The organism is Streptomyces sp. NPDC014889, assembly GCF_043081205.1.
Classification (GTDB): Bacteria; Actinomycetota; Actinomycetes; order Streptomycetales; family Streptomycetaceae; genus Streptomyces.
This window is the reverse complement of record NZ_JBIBWH010000018.1, coordinates 116,596-140,718: the sequence shown is the minus strand read 5'-3', so window position 1 is coordinate 140,718 and position 24,123 is coordinate 116,596. Positions and strand designations below refer to the sequence as shown.

Below are 24,123 nucleotides of genomic sequence, written 5' to 3'. Positions count from 1 at the left end.
AAGGCATCCGACACGGTCTGCGCCGCACCCGACAACGCCCCCTTCGCCTTGCCGCGCGCACCGGACTCGGTGACCTCACCCACCAGATCGGGCAGCCCCGGAGCCTTCCGGGGACCAGCCTCGAGATCGAGCCGGTTGCAGGCCTCCGCGAACCGCAGATACGTGTCGACGCTCGCGACGACGACCCGCACATCGATCTTCAGAATCTCGATACCGACCAGCGAGACCCGCACGAACGCGTCGATCACCAGCCCCCTGTCGAGAACAAGCTCCAGGACGTCGTACAGGCCGCTGCTGCCGCCTCCGCCACCGGACGTCTGTGCCGGGACAACGGTCATGCCAACCGGGCCTCCCATCCGTGTCCGCTGTGTGTGCATGGTTGAGGGGCCGGACGCCGGTGACCGGTGAACTGCCCCCGCGGGTCGGGTTCGACCTCGTCACCCGGGTGGCCGCGAGCCGCCCGGCCAAACCTGCGCGGGCGGCCGGCCGGGCGCTCTCCGTCACTTGTCCGCCGTGGAGCGTTCCTCGCCCCCGTACCCCGCCGCTCGCGCGAGCGCGTAGGCGCCGAGCGACACCACGAGCCACGCCGCCGTCGCGGCGCCGAGCGCGAGCCACGCCGAGTGGTGACGGAGGAGCACCGTGGCGACCACGGCGAACGCCGTCAGCCCCAGGGTGCCGAGCGCCGCGCCACGGGCGTCGTCGCGGGCGCTCCTGAGCCCCTCCTCCTCGGCCACCAGGGTCAGACTGGCCAGCAGGATGGCGGGGAAGGCGAGGAAGACGCCGCCGACGTACGCCCCGAACAGCCGTGAGACGACGGCCGCCAGGAGTGACACGCCCGCGCCGAAGCCGAACCGGAGGAGCAGGTCCTTGCGCGGTGTGCGCGCGGCGGCCCGCAGGTCCACCCGCACCCGGTCGTCGTCCCCGGCCCCCTGTCCGCGCCCGCCCGCGGGCCGCGGCGATCGCCTCACGGCGCCACCGCGAAGGCGATGGCGGCCGCGGCCGCCAACCACACGACCAGGGCCACCGCGGAGCCGCGCACGGCTCCGAACCGGGCGAGCGCCGGGACCTCGACGAGACAGTAGGCGGTGAACGCCAGCGCTCCGGCGACCATGCCCCGTGCCGCGGTGGCCGCGTCGAGGTCGCCCTTGAACACCACCGTCAGGATCAGCCCGGCCAGCGCCACCGAGGGGGCGGCGGCGAAGATCCCGGCCAGCCGCTTGGGTTGGACGGCTTCGGCCACCAGGGCGAAACCCACCACGAGCAGACCACCGATGAAAGGCTTCAGGACGATCTCGAGCAGGGTTTTCATCCTGACAACCTCAATGGCGAGGCGGCGCTCGCGCAACGACCCACGCGGGCAGCGCGTCGAACGCGCGCTGCCCGGACGTATACCTTGCCGCAGCCGGAGGGGCCGATCAGGGCGGTGACCCGGCCGGCGGGCATCGTCAGCGACACCCGGCTCAGCACCTGGTGGCTGCCGAACCACGCCGACGCCGTGCGGGCTTCGAGCGTCGCGGGAGCGGTCGCGGGCCCGTCCGGGACGGCGGGGACGGCGGTGACGGCGGGCAGGACGACCGTGTCGGTCAGGGAGTCGGTGGCGTCGGTCACGGCGGGTAGTTTGGTGGCGGCCCCACCGGTGCCAGGTCCATACCGCGGCGACGGCCGCGACCAGCAGGGCCTGGAGCCACATCACCAGCGGCCAGGGCACCCCGGAGGGCCGGGCGAGCGGCTGCTCGGCCTCCGGCAGCGTGCCGGGCCTGATCACGGCCGCCGGGGTCTCGAAGGGCGCCGACACCAGGTCCGCGTCGACGCGCAGGACGCCGCCCGGCATGTAGCCGGCGCCGGTGGCCGTGGCCAGCACCAGACGGCCCCGGCCGGAGGCGAGCGGGGCGGGCGCCGGGTCTCCGGCCCGCCGTACGCCGGCGACCTGGTACTTCGCCTCGCCCTGGCCGGTCGTCACCGTGAACCTGTCACCCTCGGCGAGGTCGGCCAGCCGCCCGAACGGACCGCCGTAGGCGGCCGCCCGCCCCATCAGCACGCTGGTGCCGGCCTGCCCGGGCATCGGGGTGTCGCGACGGTGGCCGGGGCCGTCGGTCATGACGGCGGAGTCGGTTCCCTCCAGGACCACCTGGCGCAGGCGCAGCGAGGGGACGTCGATCAGGGCGACCGGCGTGCCGGGCGCCAGCAGCCTGCCCTGCTGGTCGGTCTGGGAGACCGGGGCCGTGCCCAGGGCGAGCGCCGGGCGATGTGGCGGACGGCCGGGACGCTCCGGACGCGGGTCCGGAGCAGGGCCGGTGCGGGGGTGGTCTGTACGGCGACCGTCACGGCGGCCCGCCTCCTTCATGGGTCGTGGGTTTTCACGTACCGCCGGGGAGGCCGCCGTCGCGGCGGCCTCCCCGGCAGCGGGGTCAGGTGGACTTGATGGTGAAGTTCGCGCTGTTCTTCGCGTTCACCGTCGAGGAGCCCACGTAGAACGCGCGCAGCGTGTGCTTGCCGCGGCTCAGCTTCGGCAGGGTGATGGTCACCTTGCCGGACTTCAGCGTGCCGGTGGCGATCACCTTGGAGCCCTCGTAGACGCGCACGGTGCCGGCCGGCGTGGTGCCGGTCGCGGCGACCTTCACGGTGACCTCGGCGCGGGCGGTGTGATTGACCGAGGCGGGCCGGGTGACGGCGACCGACGGCGCCGCCTTGGTGACCTTCAGCGAGACCGTCGCCGAGGACGTGTTGAGCTTGCTGTCGCCGGCGTAGGAGACGGTCAGCTTGTGGGTCGCGACCTTCAGGTGGTTCGACAGGCCGACGGTGACCTTGCCGGAGGAGTTGAGCGTGCCGGTCCCGAGGGTGCTGGAGCCCTCCTTGACCGTGACCTTGCCGCTGGGCACGACGCCCTTCGGCGCCTTGCCGTACGCGGTCGCCGCGGCGCTCGCCTTCGTGGTGCTCGCCGACTTGACGGTGAGGTCGCGGTCCAGGTGGCCGGGGTGCCGGTGCCGGTGCCGGTGCCGTTGAGGTTGGCGGCGGCGACCGTGGCGGTGTACTTGCCGTCGGCCAGACCGCTGAACGTGTACGACGTGGTCGTGGCCGGGACGTCCTTGGCCGCCACGACGGTGCCGTCCGCGCGGGTGAGCGTGACGCGGTAGTCGGTGACCGGCAGACCCGCTGCGCCCGGGGCGGTCAAAGGTCAGTGCGAGCTTCCCGGTGCCGGGGGTGGCCTTGAGGGCCGGCGCAGCGGGCACCTTGAGGTCGATGCCCGACTGCTCCAGACCGCCGAACCTGGCGTGCTTGGCCGGGTTGACCGAGCCGTTGTACGACTCGGTCAGGAAGCCGAAGTCGGCGATGACCTTCTGCGCGTTCTCGGAGGGCGTCCGCGCGGTGTGGCCGCTGTCGGTGACGAAGACGTCGTAGAGATCCTTGTCGAAGAAGATGCGGGTGGGGTCGATGGCCCGGCTGGGCACGACGTTGTAGACGTCCCGGCCGAAGGTGGCGTTCTCGTAGTAGCCGCGGACCGGCTCGAGCCGGCCGTTCACGGTCGTCACCGGGTTGGTGACGCCCTTGTCGCCGGGACGCGAGGGCTTCACCGCGGGACCCGTCGTCACCCTGCCCGAAGTGGACCTGCCGGACGTGTACTTGCAGGAGAAGAGGGCGCAACTGGCCTTCCGCACGCGCGAGGCGGCGCTCCCCGCGTGACCCGGGTGCCGCACCGGCTCCGGCCCCGACCTCCCCACATCACAGGTACTTCTTCAACTCGCGCCGTGCCAGCGAGCGCTGGTGGACCTCGTCCGGACCGTCGGCGATCATCAACGTGCGCGCGGCCGCGTACAGTTCGGCGAGGGGGAGGTCCTGGCTGAACCCGCCCGCGCCGTGCAACTGGATGGCCCGGTCGAGGATGCCGACCACCGCACGCGGCGTGGCGATCTTGATGGCCTGGATCTCGGTGTGCGCGCCCCTGTTGCCGACGGTGTCCATCAGCCAGGCCGTCTTCAGCACCAGCAGCCGCAGTTGTTCGACGGTGACCCGCGCGTCCGCGATCCAGTTGTGGACCAGGCCCTGCTGGGCCAGCGCCTTGCCGAAGGCGGTGCGGGACACCGCCCGGCGGCACATCAGCTCGATCGCCCGCTCGGCCATGCCGATCAGCCGCATGCAGTGGTGGATACGGCCCGGTCCGAGCCGGGCCTGGGCGATGGCGAATCCTCCCCCCTCCTCACCGACCAGGTGGGAGACGGGCACGCGTGCGTGGTCGAAGACCACCTCGGCGTGGCCGCCGTGGGAGTGGTCCTCGTACCCGAAGACCCGCATCGCGCGCCGGACGGTGACGCCGGGTGTGTCGCGCGGCACGAGCACCATCGACTGCTGACGCCGGATGTCCGGGCCGTCCGGATCGGTCTTGCCCATCACGATGAAGATCTTGCAGTCGGGGTTCATGGCGCCGGAGATGTACCACTTGCGGCCGGTGATGACGTACTCGTCGCCCTCGCGCTCGATGAGCGTGGTGATGTTCGTGGCGTCCGAGGAGGCCACCTCCGGCTCGGTCATCGCGAACGCCGAACGGATCTCGCCCGCGAGCAGCGGTTCGAGCCACTGCTTGCGCTGCCACTCGTCGCCGAACTGCGCGAGCACCTCCATGTTGCCCGTGTCGGGCGCCGCGCAGTTCAGCGCGACGGGTGCCAGGTGCGGGGAGCGGCCGGTGATCTCGGCGAGCGGGGCGTACTGGAGGTTGGTCAGCCCGGCGCCGTACTCGGCGTCCGGCAGGAAGAGGTTCCACAGCCCCTGCCTGCGCGCCTCGGCCTTCAGCTCCTCCACCACGGCCGGGGTGTCCCACGGGGAGGCGAGCGCGGCCCGCTGCTCCTCGGCCACCGCCTCGGCCGGGTGTACGTACTCGTCCATGAAGGCCAGGAGCCTGGCACGCAGCTCCTCGGTGCGCGCGTCGAACGCGAAGTCCATGTCGGGTCAGCCTTCCTGAAGAGTCGTCAGTCCGTGGTCGATGAAGACGGGGACGAGGTCGCCGATGCGGTCGAAGCCCCGCCCGACCGTCTGGCCGAGCGTGTACCGGTAGTGGATGCCCTCCAGGATCACGGCGAGCTTGAACCAGGCGAACGCCGTGTACCAGGAGACGGCCGAGACGTCCCGCCCCGAGCGTTCGGCGTACCGCTCGACGAGTTCCGCCGCGGACGGGTGCCCCGGGGCCTCGGCGGTGGTGGACACCGGCGAGGCGGGCATGCCGAGCGGCGTGCTGTACATCGCCAGCAGGCCCAGGTCGGTCAGCGGGTCGCCGAGCGTGGACATCTCCCAGTCGAGCACCGCGGTGATCCGGTCGTCCGGGCCGAGCAGCACGTTGTCGAGGCGGTAGTCGCCGTGCACGACGGCCGGGGCGGGCGAGGCGGGCAGCGCGCGCCCGAGTGCCGCGTGCAGCTCGTCGACCCCGGCCAGCTCGCGGTCGCGGGAGGCCGCGAGCTGCTTGCCCCAGCGCCGGAGCTGCCGGTCCAGAAAGCCTTCGGGGCGGCCGAATCCGGCGAGACCCACCTCGGCCGGGTCCACCGCGTGCAGCTCGACGAGGGTGTCCACCAGGGACAGCACGGCGCCACGGGTGCGCTCCTCGCCCAGTGGGACGAGCTGCCGCGCGGTGCGGTAGGGGGTGCCCTCGACGAACTCCATGACGTAGAACGGCGCGCCGAGCACGTCCTCGTCCTCGCACAGCAGCACCGGGCGCGGCACCGGCACGTCCGTCGGGTGCAGGGCGCTGATCACCCGGTGCTCGCGCCCCATGTCGTGCGCGGTGGCCAGGACATGGCCCAGCGGGGGTCGCCGCACGACCCACCGCGAGGTGCCGTCCGAGACCGCGTAGGTGAGGTTCGACCGTCCGCCCTCGATCAGCCGGCCGGTCAACGGGCCCCGCACCAGGCCGGGCCGCTCCCGGTCGAGCAGCCCGCGCAACCGGTCGAGATCGAGTCCTGGCGGGTGGTCGGGGCTCATCGTGGCTCCTGAAGGACGAGGCGGCGTCAAGGTGACCGCACCATCATGCCGACTGGTCGGTATGCCGTCCAGTGCCCGTATGCCACCCGCGTGCCACCCGTGTGCCGACGCCGCCGCCGCGACGCCTGCGGGAGCCGCGCGATCAGAACGCGGCGCCCGGAGACGCGGGAGCTTACACAGGCTGGCTGTACTGAAGGCCTCCGAGGTGGAGGACCTCACCTTGGCGCAGGCGTCGGTCATGGTGCGCCTGTCCGCCAAGGAGGGCGTGACGGTCAGCGATCTCGCCGCCGAGGAAGGGGTACGGCACCAGTCGATGGCGGCGACCGTCAGCGCGATGACGGAGACGGGGCTGCTGAAGAAGAGCCCCGACCCGGACGACGGGCGGCGCCGGCTGATCGCGCTGACCGCGGAGGGCTCTCGTCGGCGTCGCGGGCGTCCTGGCCCCGGACCTGGGGGTGCTGATCGCCGCGCGCGTTCTGCTCGGGTTCGGCACGTGTGCCGGCTATCCCTCCGCCATGGCCCTGCTGCGCAGTGAGGCCAAGCGCACCGGAAAGGACAGCCCCGCCGGGGTGCTGACCCTTCTGGCCGTGGCCAATCAGACGATTTCCGTGATCGGGCCGCTGCTGGGGGCCTGCTGATCTCCGTGGGTGGCTGGCGTGCCACCTTCGCGGTGAACGTGCCCCTGGCGCTCGCGGCCGTGCTGCTCGGACTGTGGCGGCTGCCCCGCAAGGCCGGCACCGGCGAGGCGCCGCGGCGAGGGCGGATCGCCGCCCAGCTCGACCTGCCGGGCATGGGCCTGTTCGCCGGGATGCTCGTCGCCCTGCTGCTGTTCTTGATGAACCCGCACCCGGACACCTGGTACCTGCTGCTGATCGTCGCGGCGGCGGGGGCCGCGTTCGCGGTGCGGGAGTTGCGGGCCGCCACGCCGTTCATCGACCTGCGGGTGCTCGGCGGCAACACCCCGCTGCTGGCCACCTACGGGCGGGCGCTGGTCGCCTACGTCGTCGCCTACCGCTTCCTCTACGGCTTCACCCAGTGGACCCAGGACGGCTACGGGCTGACGCCCTTCCACGCGGGTCTGGCGCAGATGCCCATGTTCGTGACGGCGATCGGTGTCTCCATCGTCTCCGGGCGGCGCAAGAGCGTGCGCGGCAAGCTGCTGCTCGGCGCGGCCGGGCAGATCGCCGCCTGCGTGCTGATGCTGACGCTCACCGGGAGCAGCGCCGTGTGGATGCTGCTCCTTGTCGCCATGGTCTTCGGTCTGCCGCAGGGTCTGAACACCCTGGCCCTGCAGAACTCCGTGTACTTCCGGGCCGATCCCGAGCGTACGGCCTCCTCGGCCGGACTGCTGCGGACCTTCGCCCACATCGGCTCGATGACCGCTTCCTCCGCGACCGCCGCGTCGTTCGGGCACAGCGCCGACACCGGCGGCATGCACCACCTCGCGTGGATCATGATCGGCGCCGGAGTGCTCTACCTCCTGCTGAGCCTCTACGACCGCACACTGGGCCGCCTGGCCCCGGCAGCGACGTGGACCGCACGGGAGCGGAGCCCGCTCCTCAGTGGCTGCTGAAGCTCACCTCCTTCGAGTCCCCGGCGCGCTCGAAGGTGCCGGCGAAGCCCCAGTTCTGCCAGCCGCCGTCACCGTTGTTGGAGATGGTTCCCTCGTCGATGGAGAACACGTCGACACCGTGCACCACCGCGAGGTGCTCGAGACCGGACACCCCCGAGAAGGACAGGTCGTTGAACGACTTCACCGCGATGATGTTCGTGCCGGGGAAGCTGCGGCCGTACTCGTCGATCAGCGAACGGATCAACTCCGCGCTGTCGCCCGGCACGTCACCGGAGTAGTCGGTACCGGGGTACGGCCCGCCGTCCTTGTACTTCGGCGTCCCGTCGTTGAAGTTGACCGCGCCCGCTGCGGTGGGGACGGAATCGGCGTCCAGGTCGGCGGGTTCCGGCTGCTCGAAGGTCACCTTCGAGCCGTCGCGGCTGAAGTCGCCGTAGAAGGCCCAGTTGGTGTAGCCGCCGTCGCCGTCGTTGCTGAACGTCCCCTTGTCGAAGACGTAGACGTCGAACACGGCCCGGCCCGAGGCGATGTCGTCCCCCTTCTCGTCATCGTGGTACTCGCTGGAGTTCAGCCGGTACCTGCCGTGATGGACGAACGAATCCGGCTCCTCGACCCAGTGCGACGACTGCTCCGAGTGCATCGCGACCACGTTGTAGTCGGGGTAGCAGCGGCGCATGTCGTTCACGAGCATCCGGACGGCCTGAGCGGACGCCTCGTTGTCCAGCGGCGAATAGGTGTCGTAGTACCGGCTCCGGTCGGGCAGTTCCTCCCCCTCGATCTCGCACCCCTCGTCACCGGGCTTCCAGCCCTCCTTGCGCTTGGGGCGGGGCGGCTCCCGGAACGTGACGGTGCGGCGGTCCTCGCTGACGTCGAACACGCCGTGGAACGCGCGGTTCTTCCATCCGAGGTCGGCGTCGTCCGCCCAGGTGAACGTGCCCGTCTTGAACGCGTAGACGCGGTACGTCGTGCCGCTGATGCTGACGGTCTCGATCAGCGCCGCACCGTCCATCTGCTGCAGATTGCCCTCGTGCGGCTGTGCGATGACGATGTTGTAGTCGGGGAGGCAGTAGGCGAGGTCGGCGAGCGCTTCCTGGACCCGCTTCTCCTTGTTCTTCTCGTTGTTGACCTTGTCGATGACGAAGTTGACCAGCCAGGAGTAGCCCCAGGCGGCCGCCGTGCTGACGGGCCCGTTGCCCGGCACCGAGACCGACGACTTCGACGCCCGTTCCTTCGGCTCGAAGCACAGATCGGGAAGCGCGTTCCCCTTGCCGCCCTCGGAGTCGCCATGGGATTCGCCGCCGGGGTCGTCGGCGGGGGCGGCGGCAGGCTCGACGGGCTCGCCGTCACCGGCCTGCTCGTCGCCGTCGCCGACATCGTTGTCGTCACCGCAGTCACCGCCGGTCCCCACGACCCGGCAGATCTGCCGGTGTGCCGAGCTGGAGATGTCGCCCCCGATGACGGCACCGACGATCGCGCCGACCACGAGGGTGACGAGACCGAGCATCGCCAGGTACTCGACTGCCGTCTGCCCCGTGCTCGTGCGTACTCCTCGGCGTATTCGCTCGCTGCGGTTCACGCGTCACCTCGTCGTGGCTTGCCCGGTCGGATCCCCGGGACCGAACCGTAACGACGACCCCCGGGCCCAGAGACAGGGCTCAGAGGCCCATACCAGGACCCAAATCAACAACGGGGGCCCACCAGCCCGCCGGCAGCCGCCTTTCGGCCAAAGGCCACGCAGAACAGCGACCGCTGAGTACGGGACGGCAATGATGCGTGCATGAACGAGTTCGTGCTGATGTCGGATCCGAGGATCGCGGCAATCCCGATAGCCGAGTGCGGCGAACCACTTGTTGACGTCCGGCTGGACGGATCCCTTGCCGTCGACCCCCGCAAGACCGATGACACGGGAGCGTTCGCCTATCTGCGAGAAGGGCTCCTGAACCGTCTTGTCAAGGCTCAGCAGTTGCTTCCGGACGGCATCCGGCTGCTGTTCATCGAGGGGTACCGGCCACCCGCCCTGCAGCGCGAGTACTTCGAGTCCTACGCCGGTGAACTGCGTGCCGGAAATCCGCACTGGTCGCCCACGCGGCTCCGCGAGGCCGCCAGCCGGTACGTGTCGCCACCGGAGATCGCCCCGCACAGCGCGGGCGCCGCGGTCGACCTCACCCTCGTCTCCGCCGACGGGCGAGAGCTCGACATGGGAACACGGGTGAACGCCACTCCTGAGGAGAGCGACGGCGCGTGCTGCACGGACGCCGTCACCATCGGCCCCGAGGCTCGGGCCAACCGCCGGGCGCTCGGTGACGCGCTCACCTCCGTGGGCCTCGTCAACTACCCCACAGAGTGGTGGCACTGGTCCTTCGGCGACCGCTACTGGGCACTTTCGACCGGAGCCGGAAGTGCCATGTACGGACCGCGCGAACTGAGTTGAGCCCCCTGAACCAGGGCGACCGCTACGCCACCGTGATCGACGCGCGGGACGCGAGCACGCGGCCCAGCTCCAGTGGGCCGGCCCGTCCGTCGAGTTCGGTGTACAGGGCCGCGGCCAGCTCCGGGTGGGCGAGCAGTCCCTCACCGGCGGGGTCCCCTTCGGCCCGGGCGGCGAGGCCCAGTCCCACCCAGGTCTCGGGGTCGCCCTCGCCCCGGACGACGCGCGCGTGGCAGGCGCGCAGTGCCTCGGCCGTACGGCCCGTGACGAGGTCGATGTCCTCGGGCCGCGCACCGCTCACCGTGGCGCCGGGGTCGTCCCGCAGCTTCCCGAACCCCGCCGGGTCCGCCAGCAGCCACCTCAGCAGCACCGCCCGCGTGTCGAAGCCCCGCACGGGCCGCCCGGCGACGAGCGTCGGCTCGTGGCGCCGCGCGACGGACCGGGCCTCGTGGGGCCAGGCCGCCGCCTGGGCCCGGACCGCGCCCGGTTCGGGTCGCAGGTGGTACGCCCGCCAGGTCGCGCGGTGGTCCGCGACCGCGAAGTCCGCCGCGGCGCGGATCCGCGCGTCCACCGGTTCCGCGAGCCACGGCTCCAGCCGCCCCGCGAGCTCGTCCACCAGGCGCCGCCCCAGGCCGGTGAGCCCGTCCGCCCGGTGGATCGTGCGGAGCGCGTGCGCCGTCTGGGCTCGCCACAGCGCGTACTCGAACCGTCCGAGGGGATGGTCGCGCCGCCGCCAGAAGGCGGTGACTCCGAAGAACGCGTACACCCCTTGGAGCAGCCCGCCCAGCGGTCGGGGGTCGTCCCGCCAGGGGGCGTAGTACAGCCGGGCCTCCGGGTCCTCGTACAGGGTGAACAGGTGCATGAACGCGCTGAGTTTGTTGTGCTGGAACTCGTGGACCAGCGTCGAGGCGAACTGCTCGCCGTCGTCGGGAACCGACGCCACCGCCGTGCCGAAGGCGTCGCCGGAGGAGGCGCTGTGCGGCCGGAACCGCTCGGAGCGCGGGCGGGGGACCACGGAAACCAGTCCGTCCGCCAGCGCGCGAGCCTCCTCCCGGTCGGTGGCGTGCAGGATCGCCCAGGCCGCGCCGAACAGCTCCTGCCACTGGGCAGTGGAGCCGAGCGGCTCGGGAACGCCCGGTGTGCGCAGGGCGCGGTAAGGGTCGATGTCGTCCAGGAGCAGCGTGCACCCCTCGGCGCGCAACTCGGCCGGTGCATGCCAGCCCGGTTCGCCCAGCCCGCCGCCCGCGACCCGCACGTCCCCGTCGCGGGCGGACACCTCGGCCACGGTCCAGTCCGGGCCGCCGGGCACCCGCATGGCCCCGAGCGCGGGCAGGACGGCCCAGCCGTGCCGGACCGGGATGCCGGTACGGAACTCCAGACCGGCGCGGACCGCCGCGCTCGCGGCGAGTGCGTGCAGGTGCCCCGTCTCCGCCCACAGGGGGGCGTCGTGGTCGGCGGTGCCTCTCAGCCGGCGCAGTGTGTGCGCCGACCACATGCCGACGGCCGGATACGACAGCAGTCGCTCCACCTCCAGCGGAGCCGCGGACCAGGCTCGCGCCAACAGGCGCCAGCCCTCGTCCAGCGGAGGCAGGGGACCGGTCGGTGCCGTCGCGGCCGCGTCCAGCAGGGCCCGTACGACGAGCAGCCGCCAGCTGCGCTCGCTCGCGCGCAGGGCGTCCACCGCCGCGGGGCCTCCCCCTCCGCCCAGCAGCTCGTCGAACGACTGCGGTGACAGGACGTGGGGTCGGGCCGTCTGGTGCATGGAAGGTGCCTATTCGTCGCGCTGCGGGTTGTAGCCGCCGAGGCTGCCGGCCGGGTCGTCGATACGGCTGAGGAGGCGCCGCATGGAGCCCTCGGCGGACGGCAGCTCCAGGTCCGGCCAGATGTCCAACGGGACGCCGCTGAGGTCGATCAGCTCCGACTCGACTCCGGTCTTCTCCATGACGCCGTCCCCATGACAGTGAAAGTGAAGTGATGCGAAGAACGCCTGATGTGTGCCACTTCCTCACGGTTTCAACACTTTTCAGGCCGCGGCACGACCCTAATGCATCCACGGCGTTACGCGGCTCCAGAAGGCGGAATCCACCCGGATCGAGTGAAGGAAGAACGTTCCGGGTAAGGAGCGGGCGTGATTGAACTTGCCGAACTGATAGAGGAGTTGCGCCGTGAGCTCACCGCGGCCCGCACCGCGGCGCAGGGGGAGGACCTGTACTTCGAGGTGGGTCCGGTGGAGCTGGAGGCGGCCGTCGTCGTGGAGCGGTCCGCGACGGCGGGCGGGAAGATCCGCTTCTGGGTGGTGGAGACCGGCGCGGACGGCAGGCTGGCGGACAGCGTCACGCACCGGGTGAAGCTGACACTCGATCCGCGCACGCGCAGCGGTGGCGGACGCGCGCCGTGGGTGGGCGGCGACGAGGCCGAGGGCGAGCGCTGAGCGCGGTGACCCGGGAACGCCGGGGACTGGATCCGGTACGCGTGGCGGAGGTGCTGGTGCGACGGCCGGAGGGACGCGGCGGCGGACGGCGGGGTTCCGGCTACCGCGTCGGCCCGTCGCACGTCCTCACCGCCGCGCATGTCGTCGGCGCCGCCGAGGCGGACCGGCCCCGGGTGGACGTACGGTTCGAAGCCGACCGCCCCGACGAGTGGACCGCGCCCGCGCGCGTGGTGCTGGCCTCCGAGAAGGCCGATGTGGCGCTCCTGGAACTCACCGGCCCCGTGCCACCCGGTGTCCACGCGGCCGTGACCGAGCCGCCCGCGTACGGCGCCGTACCCGACACGGACGAACTGCTGCCGTGCAGCGCGCTGGGCTTCCCGCGGTTCAAGCTGCGCGAGGACCGGATGCGCCGGCTCGACGACGGCTCGCCTTCCCAGTACCGCGACTCCTGCCACGCCACCGGGATGATCTCGGTGCTGTCGAACCGTCGCGAGGGCACCCTCGAACTCGCGGTCACCCCACCGCGGTCGGACCCCGAACCCGACCGCTCCCCCTGGGAGGGCATGTCCGGCGCGGCGGTCTGGCACGCCGACACGCTCATCGGGCTGGTCAGCGCCCACCACCGCGCGGACGGCCTGGGCCGCCTCGCCGCCGTCCGCGCGGACCGCTGGTACGAGCTGCTGCCGGCGGCCGACCTCGCCCTGCTGCACCGGTACGCTGGGCTGCCCGCGTCACCGCTGGAGCCGACCGCCCGCTCGACCGGCACCGCGGGCCCCGGCAGCCTGGCGCACCTGCCGGACGACGTGCCGCTGCGGGAACTCGACGGACTGGCCGGCGCGTTGACCGCACTGCCCACGGTGAGCGAGCGCACCACCCTGGCGCTGGTGCTGGGCAGTATCGATCCGGTGATCGCGGCCATGAGCCCCCGCTCACCGGCGCTGCGTCCGGACGTGTTCGGGATCCTGCGCACCTGCCTGCGCTATCCCGGAACATTGGACCAACTCATGGAAGCGATACGGCTGATGGAGGGCGACTCCGCAGGGGTGGCCCGCCTCGACGAGGAGGCGGCGCGGTTGTCCCGGCGCCACCGCGGCGGCGGTGGCGACCGCTGACCCGATATGGCGGCACCGCTCGGATGTCGTGTTTCATCCAGGCTACGGCGGGCGATTATCAGGGGGATGTGAGCAGCCCGTATCCGCACTTGCAACCGGGGGGAAGGGGTTTGGCCGTCATGGAGTCGTCTGCGGCCGCCGTCGAGTCCAGCCTTGTCGATCTCGCGGGGGTGTCTCTTGAAGCACTGCGCTCCATTGACAGTCGATTTCTCGCCACGTCGCTTCAGGAACTGCAGCACGGGATCGATCACCCGCTGGCCAGCGTCTCCGGCTTCGGAGAAGGAGGAGGAGGCGGCAAAGGGGGTCTCCACTGACGACGGGGCCGCCCATGAGCGCTGAGCCGTTCCTGCCGCATCACCGTGTCCCGCCCGGCAGCCTTGCCGAACTGGCCCGCGGGGAGGGCGGTCCGGCGACCGTGGATCTCCTGACCGCGGCCGAACGCAGCCGCCGGCTGCTGCTGTTACGGATGCTCGACGACGCCACGGACCTGGGTCCGGCGTGGGATCTGCTCACTGCCGCTCAGCGCCGCGCCCCCGCGGTCGTCGACGAGCTGCTCATGTATCCGCAGACCGGGATGTGGCTCGCCACCGTGCTGCGTCGGCTGCGCGCCGGCACCGCGGAGAAGGACGAGCCGCCGCAGGCCGTGGTGCTCGGCCATGTCCGTGCGCTGGCCGCCGCGGCCGCGCTGCGCGCGGAGCTCGACTTCAGCATCGAGGTACCGGTCCGGCACGGCAGGGTTCCCCTGCCCACCCTGGGCTGCGCCGAACTGCCCTCGGCCGAACCGTGGACGACGGCCACCGTGCGGGCCGAAGCCGGACGTGCCGTGGTCCGGACGGTGGAGCACACGGTCGCCGTACCGATGCCGCCCGGCTCGGCGGGCCCGGGGTGGCATCCGGTACGCCGGCTCGCGGTCGGCCCGGCCGACATGCGGCTGGAAGTCGCCCTGGACGACGTCGACCCGTACCGGACGTATCCGCAGCCGACCGAGCCGCACCCGCTGCCCGAGGAGGCGGCGGCGCGGTGGCGGCGGACGCTGGAACGGTCCTGGAGGGTGCTGCTGCGGGACCGGCCCGAGACGGCCGCCGCGATGCGCCGGGGCGTGCTGTCCCTCAGTCCCACCCCGGCAAGGGAAAGGTTTCGGCCACGCAGCGTGTCGTCAGGTGACGCGTTCGGCGGCATCGAGGCATCGGAGCCGGACGACGCCGTCCAACTGGCCGTCACGCTCGTGCACGAGTTCCAGCACACCAAGATGGGCGGTCTGCTGCACCTGGCACCACTTGCCACCCAGGACGCCGACAGCGGTACGGAGCTGTGGTACGCGCCTTGGCGGGACGACCCCCGCCCGCTCGAAGGACTCCTCCAGGGCATCTACGCCTTCGTGGGCGTCACCCGTTTCTGGCGTGCCCACCGCCGTTCCACCGGAGCACGGGCCGCGACGGCACACTTCGAGTTCGCCCTGTGGCGAGCCCACGTGGCCACGGCCATGGAACAGATCCACCGCCATCCACGCCTCACCCCGCTCGGCGCCACCCTGCTGGACACGCTCCGCGACCGCTGCGCGCGGTGGCTCGCCGAGCCCGTACCCGAGGACCACCTGGCGTCGGCCCGGCTCTGCGTGGCCGACCATGCGGCGCGCTGGCGGGCCCATCATCTACGGCCCTCCCCGGCGGCCGTGGACGAGGCCCTACGGGCCTGGCTGGCCGGCGAGGGCGGACCGCCCGGCGCCCTGGCGTCCGAGCCGGAGGTGGTGCCCGATCCCTCCGCGCGATGGCTGGACAGTCTGGCCATGCTCGTCCGCCACCGCCTCGGCGGCGCGGACGACGCCCGGCACTCCGAAGAACCGGAAAAGGCCGCCGCACGGGTCACCGGAGCACTGGCCGGTGACGCCCTGCTGGCAGCCGGCGACGCCGCCGCGGCCCGTCAGGCGTACCTGACCCAGCTGGCCGTGGAGCCCGGACGGGCCGGCGCCTGGGCGGGCCTCGGCCGGGCCCTCGCCGCGTCGGACACGCACCCGGCCGCGGCCGGCCTGCTCACTCACCACCCGGAACGGGCCCGCGCGCTGCACGAGGCCGTGCTCCGCGCCACCGGCACCCCACCCGACCCCGTCCACCTGGCCACGTGGCTCGGCTCACCGCCGTCCGCAGCGCACTGACCGGACGGGCCGGACAGGCCGGACAGGCCGGACAGGGTTGAGCCGACCGGACGCGGGGGTGCCGCCCCCGCGGCGGGAGCGGCACCTCGGGCCGTGGGCCCGTCACCTCACAGCGGGATCGGATCGATGTCGCAGTTGGCCCGCTCCCGGGCCCGCACCTGGAGCGTCGCCGGGTGGGGGCCGGCCGGACGGGGTTCGTCCAGGACGCGCTCCAAACGGCTCACGACATCCGCGTGCAGTGCCTCCCCCTCCGCATCCCGGCCGACGGAGATGAGGTCCAGGGCGAGGTTGGCCCCGCACACCAGCGTGGTGGGGTGGTCCTCACCCAGCCTCGCCGTGCACAACCCCATCGTCCTCTCGCCGAGTTCGCGGGCGTCGTCGGCCCGCCCCAGCGCGCTCAGATCGCTCGCCAGGTTGATGGCACAGGCCAGCGCGGTCGGATGGCTCTCCCCGAGGCCTTCGGTCAGTGACCGGAGCGCCGCCTCGTCCAGCCCCTTGGCCTCCTCGACCCGGCCGAGCTGCCGGTAGGTCACCGCCAGGTCGATGTCGGCCGCCAGGACATGCGGATGGTCGCTCCTGAAGAGCCGGCGGAACCGCTCGCACGCCCTCTCCCCGCGGTCGCGGGCCGCCTCCAGCTCGCCGTTGTGCCGCAACGCCATCGCCAGGGTGAGCGCGGCCGTCAGGGACTCCGGGTGGGTGTCGCCGTAGCGACGGGTGAACTGGCTGAACGCCTCGCGCGCCAACTCCAGCGCGGTGGCGTGGTCGCCCTCCTTGCGGCAGGACTCGCCGAGCTGCCGGAGATTCTGGAGGGTCGCGGGGTTGCGGGGCCCGAAAAGAGTGCGATAGCCGTCGACGACCGCCTGCTGCAGAGACCGTGCGCCGACGTAGTCACCGGTCTCACGGACGTCGATGGCGATGCTCGCCTCGGTCATCAGCGACTGCTGGTGATCACGGCCGAACAGCCGTGACTTCAGCGCGTGCGTGCGCCGGTCCAGTTCCAGCGCGCGCTGGAACTCGCCGACCAGCCGGAGGCTCACCCCCAGGTTGTGGGCGGTGGTCAGCGTGGCGGGGTCGTCCTCGCCGAAGGCGCGGCGGGCCCGGTCGTAGGCCGTCTGGTCCAGTTCGGCGCCGGTGACGAAGTCGCCCTGGACACGGCGCACCGCCGCGTCCAGGTTCATCGTCTCCAGCGCGTCCTCACGGGTGTCCTCGCGGTCCGGGGGCGCCGTGCGGGCGTAGACGTCCTTGAGCTGGGCGGCGATCCGGGACGCGTCGTCGTGCCGGCCCCCCTTCAGGTAGAGGAAGCCGAGCCACCATCCGATCAGGCGGGTCTGCTGGTCCTCCTCGCCGAACAGCCGCTGCCAGGTCTCCCAGACCTGTTCGGTGAACTCGCGGGCCACCTTGTGGTCTCCCCAGTACCAGAGGTATCTGGCGATGTTCCGCACGAGCTGGCGGACCCACGGCTGGTCGGACTCGACCGCGCCGGAGGCAATGACATGGCCGTAGAGCTCGGCGTAGCGCGGCCAGTTGGCCGACAGGCTGGGCCCCTTCGGGTCGGCGGCGGCGAGCAGTGTGTGGGCCCCGTCGCGCATGCGCTTCTGTTCGGCGGGGGACATCCGGTTGATGAGCACGGCCTGCACGAGGCGGTGCATCTCGATCGAGTTGGTCCGGTGGTCGATACGGGCGAGGGAGTAGCGGTTGATCTCCCGGATGGCGCGGGCCAGCCGCATCGGGTCGTTGAGTGCCCTGTCCAGCTCGGGGTCGATCGTGGAGCCGCCGAGACCCGAGAAGATGGAGCGGGAAATGGGGTCCGGCGCGAAGTAGGAGCAGAGCTGGAGCAGGCGCAGGGCGGTGAGGCTGCGGGTCTCGAGGTGGTCGAGGGAGACGTTCCACGCGGCGGCGACCGGCAGTTGGTAGTCCGGCGGCGGGGACACCTCGAGGAGCTCGCTGCGCTTGTGCTCGAACAGCCGCAGGTACTCCGATACCGGCATCCCGGTCTCCGCCCGCCAGGCCGCGGCCTGTTCAAGGGCGAGCGGGAGGTCGCCGAGGGCGTCGGCGAGGAGGTCCGCGTCGGCGTCGTCCAGATCGTCGGGACCGGAGCGGCGCAGCAGTTCCTTGCTCTCCTCCCGGGTGAAGACGTCGACCTCGAGGGAGGGGCCGACCACGCTCCAGCGGCGGTTGCGTGAGGTGACGAGGATGGTGCCGCTGCCCCCGGTGGGGAAGTAGTCGCGGACCCGCTCGGGACTGTCGGCGTTGTCGAAGATCAGCAGCCAGCGGGAGTACGGCCGTCCCTCACGCAGCGCCTCGCGCACCGCGGGTCCGGCGATGTTGGCCTCGGAGGTGGTGACGAGGCCGAGCCGCTGGGCGAGTTCGACCAGGGCCTGGCCGATCTGGCCGGGGCGCTCGGCGGGGATCCACCAGACGATGTCGTACTCGGACTGGTGCCGGTAGGCGTACTCGATGGCCAGCTGGGTCTTGCCGACGCCGCCCATGCCGTGGATGGCCTCCGGCAGCACGGTCGTCGTCGCACCCTCCCGCAGGCGCTCGCTCAGCCGTTCCAGAAGATCCACGCGGCCGGTGAAGTTCGGATTGCGCGGGGGGATGTTGCCCCAGACGCGCGGCTGCGTCGAACGCCCGCTCTCCACCGCGGGTTCCTGCTGCGTGGTGGACATGGCCGTGGCTCCTTCTGCAGTTGTCTCTTGCGCGCGAGGGGCTGTGCGCCCGGGGCGGGGGCCAGCGCCCTTGCGCAGGCTCACGGTGTTCTCGCGGTCGTACTCGCGCAGTGCGCGGGCGAGCCGCTCGGCTTGTGGCAGGAAGCGTCCGGACAGGGCGCGCAGCGCGGCCAGTTCGACGCGCAGGAAGGCGACGTTGCGCCCGGTCACCGGCGGGACGGGGGCCGCCTCGGGCGGGTCGCCGGCGCCCCGCCGGACCGGCTCGGTGCCCTCCGGGGCGATCAGCGCCCGTACGTCGTGCAGCACCCGGACGGTGTCACGGCGGCGGGACAGCGCCAATAACTCCTGGCGGTTGTCCGGACCGAAGGCGAAGGCCACGCCTGCGGCGCGCTCGGCGTCCCCGCTCGCCGGCCGCACCAGCCCGCTCATCAGCAGCTCGGTGATGTGGGCGGGTCCGGCGCCCGGCACGGACGCGGTCAACGCCGCCATCACCGGCAGTGTCAGCGGTGCCGCCGCCAGCCGGGTGGCGAGCGCGAAGGCGGTGGGAGAGGCGGCGGCGCGGAAGTCCGAGACGCGTTCCCGGGCGGGGACGGCGCTGTCGGGGTCGGGGACGTCGTGCACCCAGGGCACCGCCCGCGCGGCGTCCGGTCGCCGCTTCCAGTCACGGGCCCGGACGCCGGACATCTCCGTCCCTCCGGACCCGCGGCCGGCCACCAGGTCGACCCAGCAGGACAGGGAGCGCTCGGTCGCCTCCAGGACGGGCACCGGCACCACGCCGGCCCGGGCGGTGGCGTCTTCGACGGGTTCGAGGGGGGAGGTGCGCAGCTCCCACCGTAAAGAGTCGTTCGGCGCCCAGGGATGTGTCGCCGTCAGGTGCATGCGGTGCACGTCCAGGCCGGTGCGGAACCACAGCCGCTGCGGCAGCAGGTGCAGCACGGCGAGCGGCTCGGACCGGCCGAGTTCCCGCAGCAGCGGCAGCACCGCGCCCGCCCGCCAGCCCGCGGCGAGGCCGTCGGTCAGCACCAGCACCACCCGGTGCCGGTCGGCGCTGGGGGGCAGGTGATCCAGCCGGATCCGGGTCGGCTCGGTGTCGTCCGAACTCAGCAGCCGCACGGTGGTGGTCCGGCCCAGCCGCTCCTGACGGGCGAGCCCGTCGGCCAGCCGGCCGATCGTGTCCTCCCAGACGCGCATGCTCACGTGGTCGTCGACGACGAGCAGAACGGCCGGGCGATCGGCCGGGTCCGACGGTGCCAGTCCGCTCAGGGCATGCAGCACACCCTCGAACGACGCCTCGTCAGGCGCCGTTGTCGATGCTGGCCGTGGGCCGTCGTCATGCTGCATGAGCGCCCTCGGAGCGTCCAGCGCTGCCCGAGCACGGAAGAAGGGCGCAGGAGGAGTCCCGCAGTCCGCGGGCATGCGTGACATCCACGTTGCCAAGCCTGGCAGTCGTCTGCGCGCGGTGCAAGACGGATGTCCACCAGGGGGATGACGGGAGGGATCACAAGTCGACTGTCGGGAACGCGCCCCCGGTGGTGTGGAGTGCGCGGGACGCCCGCCGGGGCCGTCCCGACCACCAGCCTGGCACCCCGTCAACCCCCTGCGCAAGACCGTCGCAATACGACCGCGCACCGGTGATCGCCGCAGGCCGGCCTCGGCCTGTGCCCCGGTCCGCGGGGTCACGGCCGCTACGCCGGCCCGGGCGGCCCCGGCTTGCGCTCGGGGTCGTCGAGCAGAATGGCCAGGTGGCGGCCCACATGCTGGTCCCAGGCCTCGGGTCCGAGCGCCAGGGCCTCTTTGCGCCACTTTCCGACGCGTTCCGCCAGACTGCCGAGCCCCCGGTCCTGCAGTATTTCGCCGATGGCGTCGTGGAACGACGGATCCGCGCAGTCGCTGCGGTGCCAGACCATGGCGGGTACGCCGGCCCGCAACCCGGCCAGGACCTCCCGCCGTCCGGTACCCGAGTCGTCGCCCGGCGGCTCGCTGAGCACCAGGCAGACCGCGTACCGGTCCTCCTTCAGCTCCCGTTCCAGATGGAAGAAGTAGGCCGAGTCCTGTCCCGGACGGCTCCAGTGCGGATGGCTGTCCGCGGGGCGCTCCCGAAGCTGCCGCCACTTGTTGTGCCAGGTCCGGTGCCACGCGGTCCGCTGCAGGCGCTCCAGGCTGCGCACCACCACCGGGTAGTCCAGCGCCAGCGGGGTGGGCGAGTCGGAGTCGGACTCCTTCGGCCACCACTCGACGGGCTCGTTCAGCAGCTCCCACGGCAGGATGAACTCCAGGAGGACCGGCTGCCGCAGGTCGGCCCACCTCTGCTCGACCTCCTCCACCAGCCTCTCCACCGCACCGGGGAGCTCCTCCCGGCGCAGGTGGACGGTCTCGCCCGGTACGGGGTGCCAGCCCTCCGGGTCGGACTGGCGCCAGTGCGACAGGTAGAAGCGGTCCGCCTCGATCCGGTCCGGCTCGAACTGGATCATCAGATACGCCGGCACGAGCGACGGCGCGGCCTGCGGGAACTCCGAGTGCTGCCAGTCCGCCAGCGCGCCGTCCAGCCGCAGGGTGTGGGCCTGGCTGCGGGTGAAGCGGCGCAGCACCTCGGCGGCGTCGGCCCGGCTGTCCGCCACCAGCCGGTCGGCACAGAGCGCGAGGAAGGCCATGCTGGGCGGGAGTTCACCGTTCGGGGAGTTCTCTCCCGCGAGCCGCAGGAAGACCTGCCACCCCGTCCGGCACCAGGAGGGCAGTTCCTGCACCCGGGACCGGCTCGCGCGACGCGCCATGGTCGCGAGGTCCGGGGAGCTCATCGACAGCAGGACGGGCCGCAACGCACGCAGGTCGGCGTGGTTGAAGAAGTCGACGGCCTCCCACTCGTCCACCAGCGGCCACAGCGTGGCGACCGTCGTCGACTGCTGTTCCACGTACTCCAGCGACCTCACCAGACAGGCGAGCCCGTCGCCCACCTCGGTGCACGCCATGACGATCTGCAGCAGCCAGGGCCGCAGCCGGTCCCCGCCGAACGGCTCCACTGGGGACGCCAGTTCGGCGGCGAGCATGTCCCGCCAGATCTCACGGCTGCTCGCCTGATTCACCGTGGCCGAGCCCTGCAACGCGTCCACGATGGAGACGACCAGCTCGTTGCGGACCCGTTCCGGACTGCGCCCGTTCACCCCGTTACCTCCAGACAGCCGGCGCGGTTCCCTGATGGTGCCGACCAGAGTAAGGCCGTGGAGCGGGGCATGGCGGCGAAAACGCGGGTCGGTTTCCGCAACATCCACAACCGACGGCGGACGGCGGCCGGCTTCGGCGTTCCGGGGCGGGACGGGCACCGGGCTACAACCGTGACCCAGGCCCGGACCCAGGCCACCGCGACGGCAGCGACTTACCAGACGGTAGGGCTCGGCGACCGGCAAGAAGGTGAGCTACCGAGGCATGCAGATCAGCCGTTTTCGACAGCGGGCTTCCCGCCCGGGCCGTCACGCCGTGGAGAAGGGAACCGGGCGGACATCGATCTCGTGCATGCGCTCGGCGTATTCGCGGTAGCGGCGGCGGGCTTCGCCGTGCCGGCCCGCCGAGGAGAGCGCGGCGATCAGTCCGAGATGCGCCGACTCGTCGTAGCGGTCCTCGCCGATCAGGCGCAGGTACCAGCCGGCTGCCGCGTCGCACCGGTCCAGCCGCAGGCAGCGCCGGGCGAGGGTACGGACGACGTCGCGGTGCAGTTCGGCGAAGGCCGCGCGCGGGCGTTCGCTCCACTCGCCCGTGATCTCGCCGTCGTCGCCGAAGTCGCCGGTGTACATGCCCACGACCACTTCCAGGCGCGCCACCACGTCGACGCCGGCCGTCGTGTCCCGGCTGCCCTCGACCGCGGCGTCCGCCGCGATGGCCGCACGGGCCGCGTCGTGGAACCGGACCGTGTCCATGACGACGTGCTCCGTGTTGAGCCGCACGCTGGAGGGGTCGGTCACCAGAAAGCGGTTGGCCGGATGCCGCCGTGCCGGGTCGAGGATCGCGCGCACCGTCGAAATCAGCACCGACAGGCGGCGGTTGGCCACCTCCAAAGAGGCCTGCGGCCACAACAGGGCAGCGAGCGCGGTCCGGGTGACCGGTCTTCCCAGCTGACCCGCCAGCACCTTGACGAGCTCACGGGCCTTCCGCGACTGCCACCCTGCCGGGGGCACGGGCGTTCCGGAGAGCAGCACCGCCAAGTGGCCCAGGGCCTGCACGGCGACCTCGGGGACCGGCGGTGGACCGATGGCCGCCAGCGGCCCGGCGATGTGCCAGACGTCGTCGCACACGCCGAGCTGGTGCAGCCGTTGCCAGGCGACGTCCTCGGACAGCAGGTCACCCGCGTGGCGCGCCCGCAGCAGCGCGTTGGTGGCCAGCGCGATCTCATTGCCCGTGTCGGCCCAGATCGCGGCCGCCTCCACCAGTCCGGCGGCACGGCGTGCCCCGGGGCGCCCCGGCACCGCGGCCGCATCACCCCGGTATGCGGCGAGCGCGGCGAGTTCCATCGCCTCGGCCAGCCCGGCCGGGTCGCGGCGGCGGCCGGCCTCCGAGCGGACGCCTGCGGCGTACCGGGCGGCCGAGGCGGTGTCTCCGCCGCACAGCGCGACCCAGCCCGCGGCCAGCTCGGCGGTGACCGGCCCGGCGGCGCTCGGAAGCGTGAGGGACAGCTCCGCGTACCGCGCCGCCTCGGCCGGATCGTCGGCGAAGCAGGTGCGCGCCAGTCCCGCCCATGCCTGCGCCACGACCTGGGCGTTGCCGTCCGGCTCGGCCATCGCCAGGGCCTCGCGGTAGGCCGCCGCCGCCTGCCAGGCGGAGCCCCGGGTCAGGTGCACCCGGGCGATCATCAGCAGTCCGAAGGCGGCCAGCGGTGACCCCTCACGCTGCCACAGGGTGAGCGCACGGTCGGCGTCCGCGCGGGCGGCGTGGAGATCGCTGAGCCCCAGCCAGGCCTCGGCGCGGTTGTGCAGGGCCAGTGCGAGCAGCGTGTGCTGGGAGGCGCCCTCACCGACGCGGACCGCCTCGGTGAGGGCGTCGACCGCCTCGCGCAGGCGTCCCTCCTCGACCAGGCGGGAGCCGACGTTGGAGCGGATCCGCAGCTGCAGGCCCATGTCCCCGGCCCGTTCGGCGGCCGTCAGCGCCCTGGCGTAGGCGTGTTCGTTGGCGGCGCGGTCGCCCTCGCTGAAGGCGGCCAGCGCCTGGGCGAGGCAGGCCGCCGCCAATGCGGCGTCGTCGCGGGTCTGCTCGGCGGCCCGCACCGCCTCGTCGGCGAGGCTCCGCGCCCGCGTCCGGTCACCCCGGGCCCAGCGTGCCGCCGACCGGCCGGCCAGCAGTTGGGCCCGGTCCGCGCCGGTGTCCCCGGCATCGGCGACCGCGCGTTCGTACAGCGACTCGGCGGCCTCGAACTCGCCCCGCTGGTGGAGTACCCGGCCGAGCCGCCAGGCCAGTCCGGCGGGCAGAGGCGTGTCCGCCGGGAGCGTCGCGACATGCCGCAGCGCCTCGTTGTACTGCCCCTGTCGCAGGGCCGACTCCGCCCGTCGCGCGACGGTGTCGGGGCCGCGCACCCTGTCAGCGCCCGCGGCCCCTGCCGCGCCGGTGGTCACCGGGTCAGGATACTCACGGCGAAGACGGTCGGGTCGGGTGATTTCGGGAAGTCGGGGACCCGCTCGGGGCCCGGTCCCCGAGGCCTTGATCTCGGCGGCGGCCGGACAGAACACCATGGCTGGAACAGCACCTGGACCGGGCCGTGTTCCTCGCCGGGAACCCGGAAGCATTCACGTGCCGCGAAACCGGTCAGGCCCGCGAC

At 72.5% G+C, this 24,123-nt stretch carries 18 protein-coding genes and 2 pseudogenes; 8 read left to right on the top strand and 12 right to left on the bottom strand.

Annotated features, from left to right (window positions below):
* The 4 genes from ACF09J_RS30755 to ACF09J_RS30740 form a co-directional block, all read right to left on the bottom strand.
* A partial coding sequence (locus ACF09J_RS30755; RefSeq protein WP_392308724.1) for a gas vesicle structural protein GvpA occupies positions 1–338 on the bottom strand: 338 nt, incomplete at its 3' end.
* A gap of 162 nt (positions 339–500) precedes the next feature.
* Positions 501–968, bottom strand: a complete 468-nt coding sequence (locus ACF09J_RS30750; protein WP_392308723.1) for a DUF3147 family protein — start codon at positions 966–968, stop codon at positions 501–503.
* Entirely contained in the window at positions 965–2,344 is a 1,380-nt protein-coding gene (locus tag ACF09J_RS30745; RefSeq protein ID WP_392308722.1) for a DUF3147 family protein, read from the bottom strand. The genes ACF09J_RS30750 and ACF09J_RS30745 overlap by 4 nt, the downstream gene beginning before the upstream one ends.
* 64 nt (positions 2,345–2,408) lie before the next feature.
* A complete protein-coding gene (locus ACF09J_RS30740) occupies positions 2,409–3,230 on the bottom strand; it encodes an Ig-like domain-containing protein (protein ID WP_392308729.1) in 822 nt (273 codons plus the stop codon).
* Positions 3,231–3,558: 328 nt separating this feature from the next.
* On the opposite strand from ACF09J_RS30740, the pseudogene ACF09J_RS30735 reads away from it, so the two are divergent.
* Positions 3,559–3,681: pseudogene (locus ACF09J_RS30735) on the top strand (siderophore biosynthesis protein); the annotation flags it as partial.
* Between the two features lie 39 nt (positions 3,682–3,720).
* Here ACF09J_RS30735 and ACF09J_RS30730 read toward each other — a convergent pair.
* Complete coding sequence (locus tag ACF09J_RS30730; RefSeq protein WP_392308721.1) at positions 3,721–4,935, bottom strand: acyl-CoA dehydrogenase family protein; 1,215 nt, start codon at positions 4,933–4,935, stop codon at positions 3,721–3,723.
* Between the two features lie 6 nt (positions 4,936–4,941).
* Positions 4,942–5,964, bottom strand: coding sequence for a phosphotransferase family protein (locus ACF09J_RS30725; protein WP_392308720.1), 1,023 nt, complete (start codon positions 5,962–5,964; stop codon positions 4,942–4,944).
* Positions 5,965–6,025: 61 nt separating this feature from the next.
* On the opposite strand from ACF09J_RS30725, the gene ACF09J_RS30720 reads away from it, so the two are divergent.
* The gene (locus ACF09J_RS30720) at positions 6,026–6,499 is read left to right on the top strand and encodes a MarR family winged helix-turn-helix transcriptional regulator (RefSeq protein ID WP_392308719.1); all 474 of its coding nucleotides are present in this window, start codon (positions 6,026–6,028) and stop codon (positions 6,497–6,499) included.
* A pseudogene (locus ACF09J_RS30715) lies at positions 6,381–7,537 on the top strand (MFS transporter); the annotation flags it as partial. The gene ACF09J_RS30720 and the pseudogene ACF09J_RS30715, both read left to right, overlap by 119 nt.
* Here the strand turns inward: ACF09J_RS30715 and ACF09J_RS30710 are convergent.
* On the bottom strand, positions 7,524–9,110 hold the full coding sequence (locus tag ACF09J_RS30710; RefSeq protein ID WP_392308718.1) for a hypothetical protein: 1,587 nt from the start codon (positions 9,108–9,110) through the stop codon (positions 7,524–7,526). The pseudogene ACF09J_RS30715 and the gene ACF09J_RS30710 overlap by 14 nt on opposite strands.
* A gap of 201 nt (positions 9,111–9,311) precedes the next feature.
* Between ACF09J_RS30710 and ACF09J_RS30705 the strand changes: the two genes are divergently transcribed.
* Positions 9,312–9,965 (top strand): M15 family metallopeptidase, encoded by a 654-nt coding sequence (locus tag ACF09J_RS30705; protein ID WP_392308717.1) that lies wholly within the window; start codon positions 9,312–9,314, stop codon positions 9,963–9,965.
* 22 nt (positions 9,966–9,987) lie between these two features.
* On the opposite strand, the gene ACF09J_RS30700 is transcribed toward ACF09J_RS30705, so the two are convergent.
* Positions 9,988–11,724 (bottom strand): HEXXH motif domain-containing protein, encoded by a 1,737-nt coding sequence (locus ACF09J_RS30700; protein WP_392308716.1) that lies wholly within the window; start codon positions 11,722–11,724, stop codon positions 9,988–9,990.
* 9 nt (positions 11,725–11,733) lie between these two features.
* On the bottom strand, positions 11,734–11,904 hold the full coding sequence (locus tag ACF09J_RS30695; RefSeq protein ID WP_159024821.1) for a hypothetical protein: 171 nt from the start codon (positions 11,902–11,904) through the stop codon (positions 11,734–11,736).
* A 186-nt stretch (positions 11,905–12,090) separates the two neighbouring features.
* On the opposite strand from ACF09J_RS30695, the gene ACF09J_RS30690 reads away from it, so the two are divergent.
* The 4 genes from ACF09J_RS30690 to ACF09J_RS30675 all read left to right on the top strand — a co-directional run bounded on the left by ACF09J_RS30690 (position 12,091) and on the right by ACF09J_RS30675 (position 15,657).
* The gene (locus ACF09J_RS30690; RefSeq protein WP_351997171.1) at positions 12,091–12,393 is read left to right on the top strand and encodes a trypco2 family protein; all 303 of its coding nucleotides are present in this window, start codon (positions 12,091–12,093) and stop codon (positions 12,391–12,393) included.
* A gap of 5 nt (positions 12,394–12,398) precedes the next feature.
* Positions 12,399–13,505 carry a trypsin-like peptidase domain-containing protein gene (locus ACF09J_RS30685; RefSeq protein ID WP_392308715.1) on the top strand — a complete coding sequence of 369 codons (1,107 nt, stop codon included), beginning with the start codon at positions 12,399–12,401 and terminating at the stop codon, positions 13,503–13,505.
* Between the two features lie 119 nt (positions 13,506–13,624).
* Positions 13,625–13,819 carry a hypothetical protein gene (locus ACF09J_RS30680; protein WP_392308714.1) on the top strand — a complete coding sequence of 65 codons (195 nt, stop codon included), beginning with the start codon at positions 13,625–13,627 and terminating at the stop codon, positions 13,817–13,819.
* Between the two features lie 14 nt (positions 13,820–13,833).
* Complete coding sequence (locus ACF09J_RS30675) at positions 13,834–15,657, top strand: HEXXH motif domain-containing protein (protein ID WP_392308713.1); 1,824 nt, start codon at positions 13,834–13,836, stop codon at positions 15,655–15,657.
* A 107-nt stretch (positions 15,658–15,764) separates the two neighbouring features.
* On the opposite strand, the gene fxsT is transcribed toward ACF09J_RS30675, so the two are convergent.
* The 3 genes from fxsT to ACF09J_RS30660 all read right to left on the bottom strand — a co-directional run bounded on the left by fxsT (position 15,765) and on the right by ACF09J_RS30660 (position 23,920).
* A complete protein-coding gene (gene fxsT / locus ACF09J_RS30670) occupies positions 15,765–19,601 on the bottom strand; it encodes an FxSxx-COOH system tetratricopeptide repeat protein (RefSeq protein WP_392308712.1) in 3,837 nt (1,278 codons plus the stop codon).
* Between the two features lie 410 nt (positions 19,602–20,011).
* Positions 20,012–21,484 (bottom strand): hypothetical protein, encoded by a 1,473-nt coding sequence (locus ACF09J_RS30665; RefSeq protein ID WP_392308711.1) that lies wholly within the window; start codon positions 21,482–21,484, stop codon positions 20,012–20,014.
* A gap of 306 nt (positions 21,485–21,790) precedes the next feature.
* The gene (locus ACF09J_RS30660) at positions 21,791–23,920 is read right to left on the bottom strand and encodes a BTAD domain-containing putative transcriptional regulator (protein ID WP_392308710.1); all 2,130 of its coding nucleotides are present in this window, start codon (positions 23,918–23,920) and stop codon (positions 21,791–21,793) included.
* Positions 23,921–24,123 lie beyond the last annotated feature (203 nt).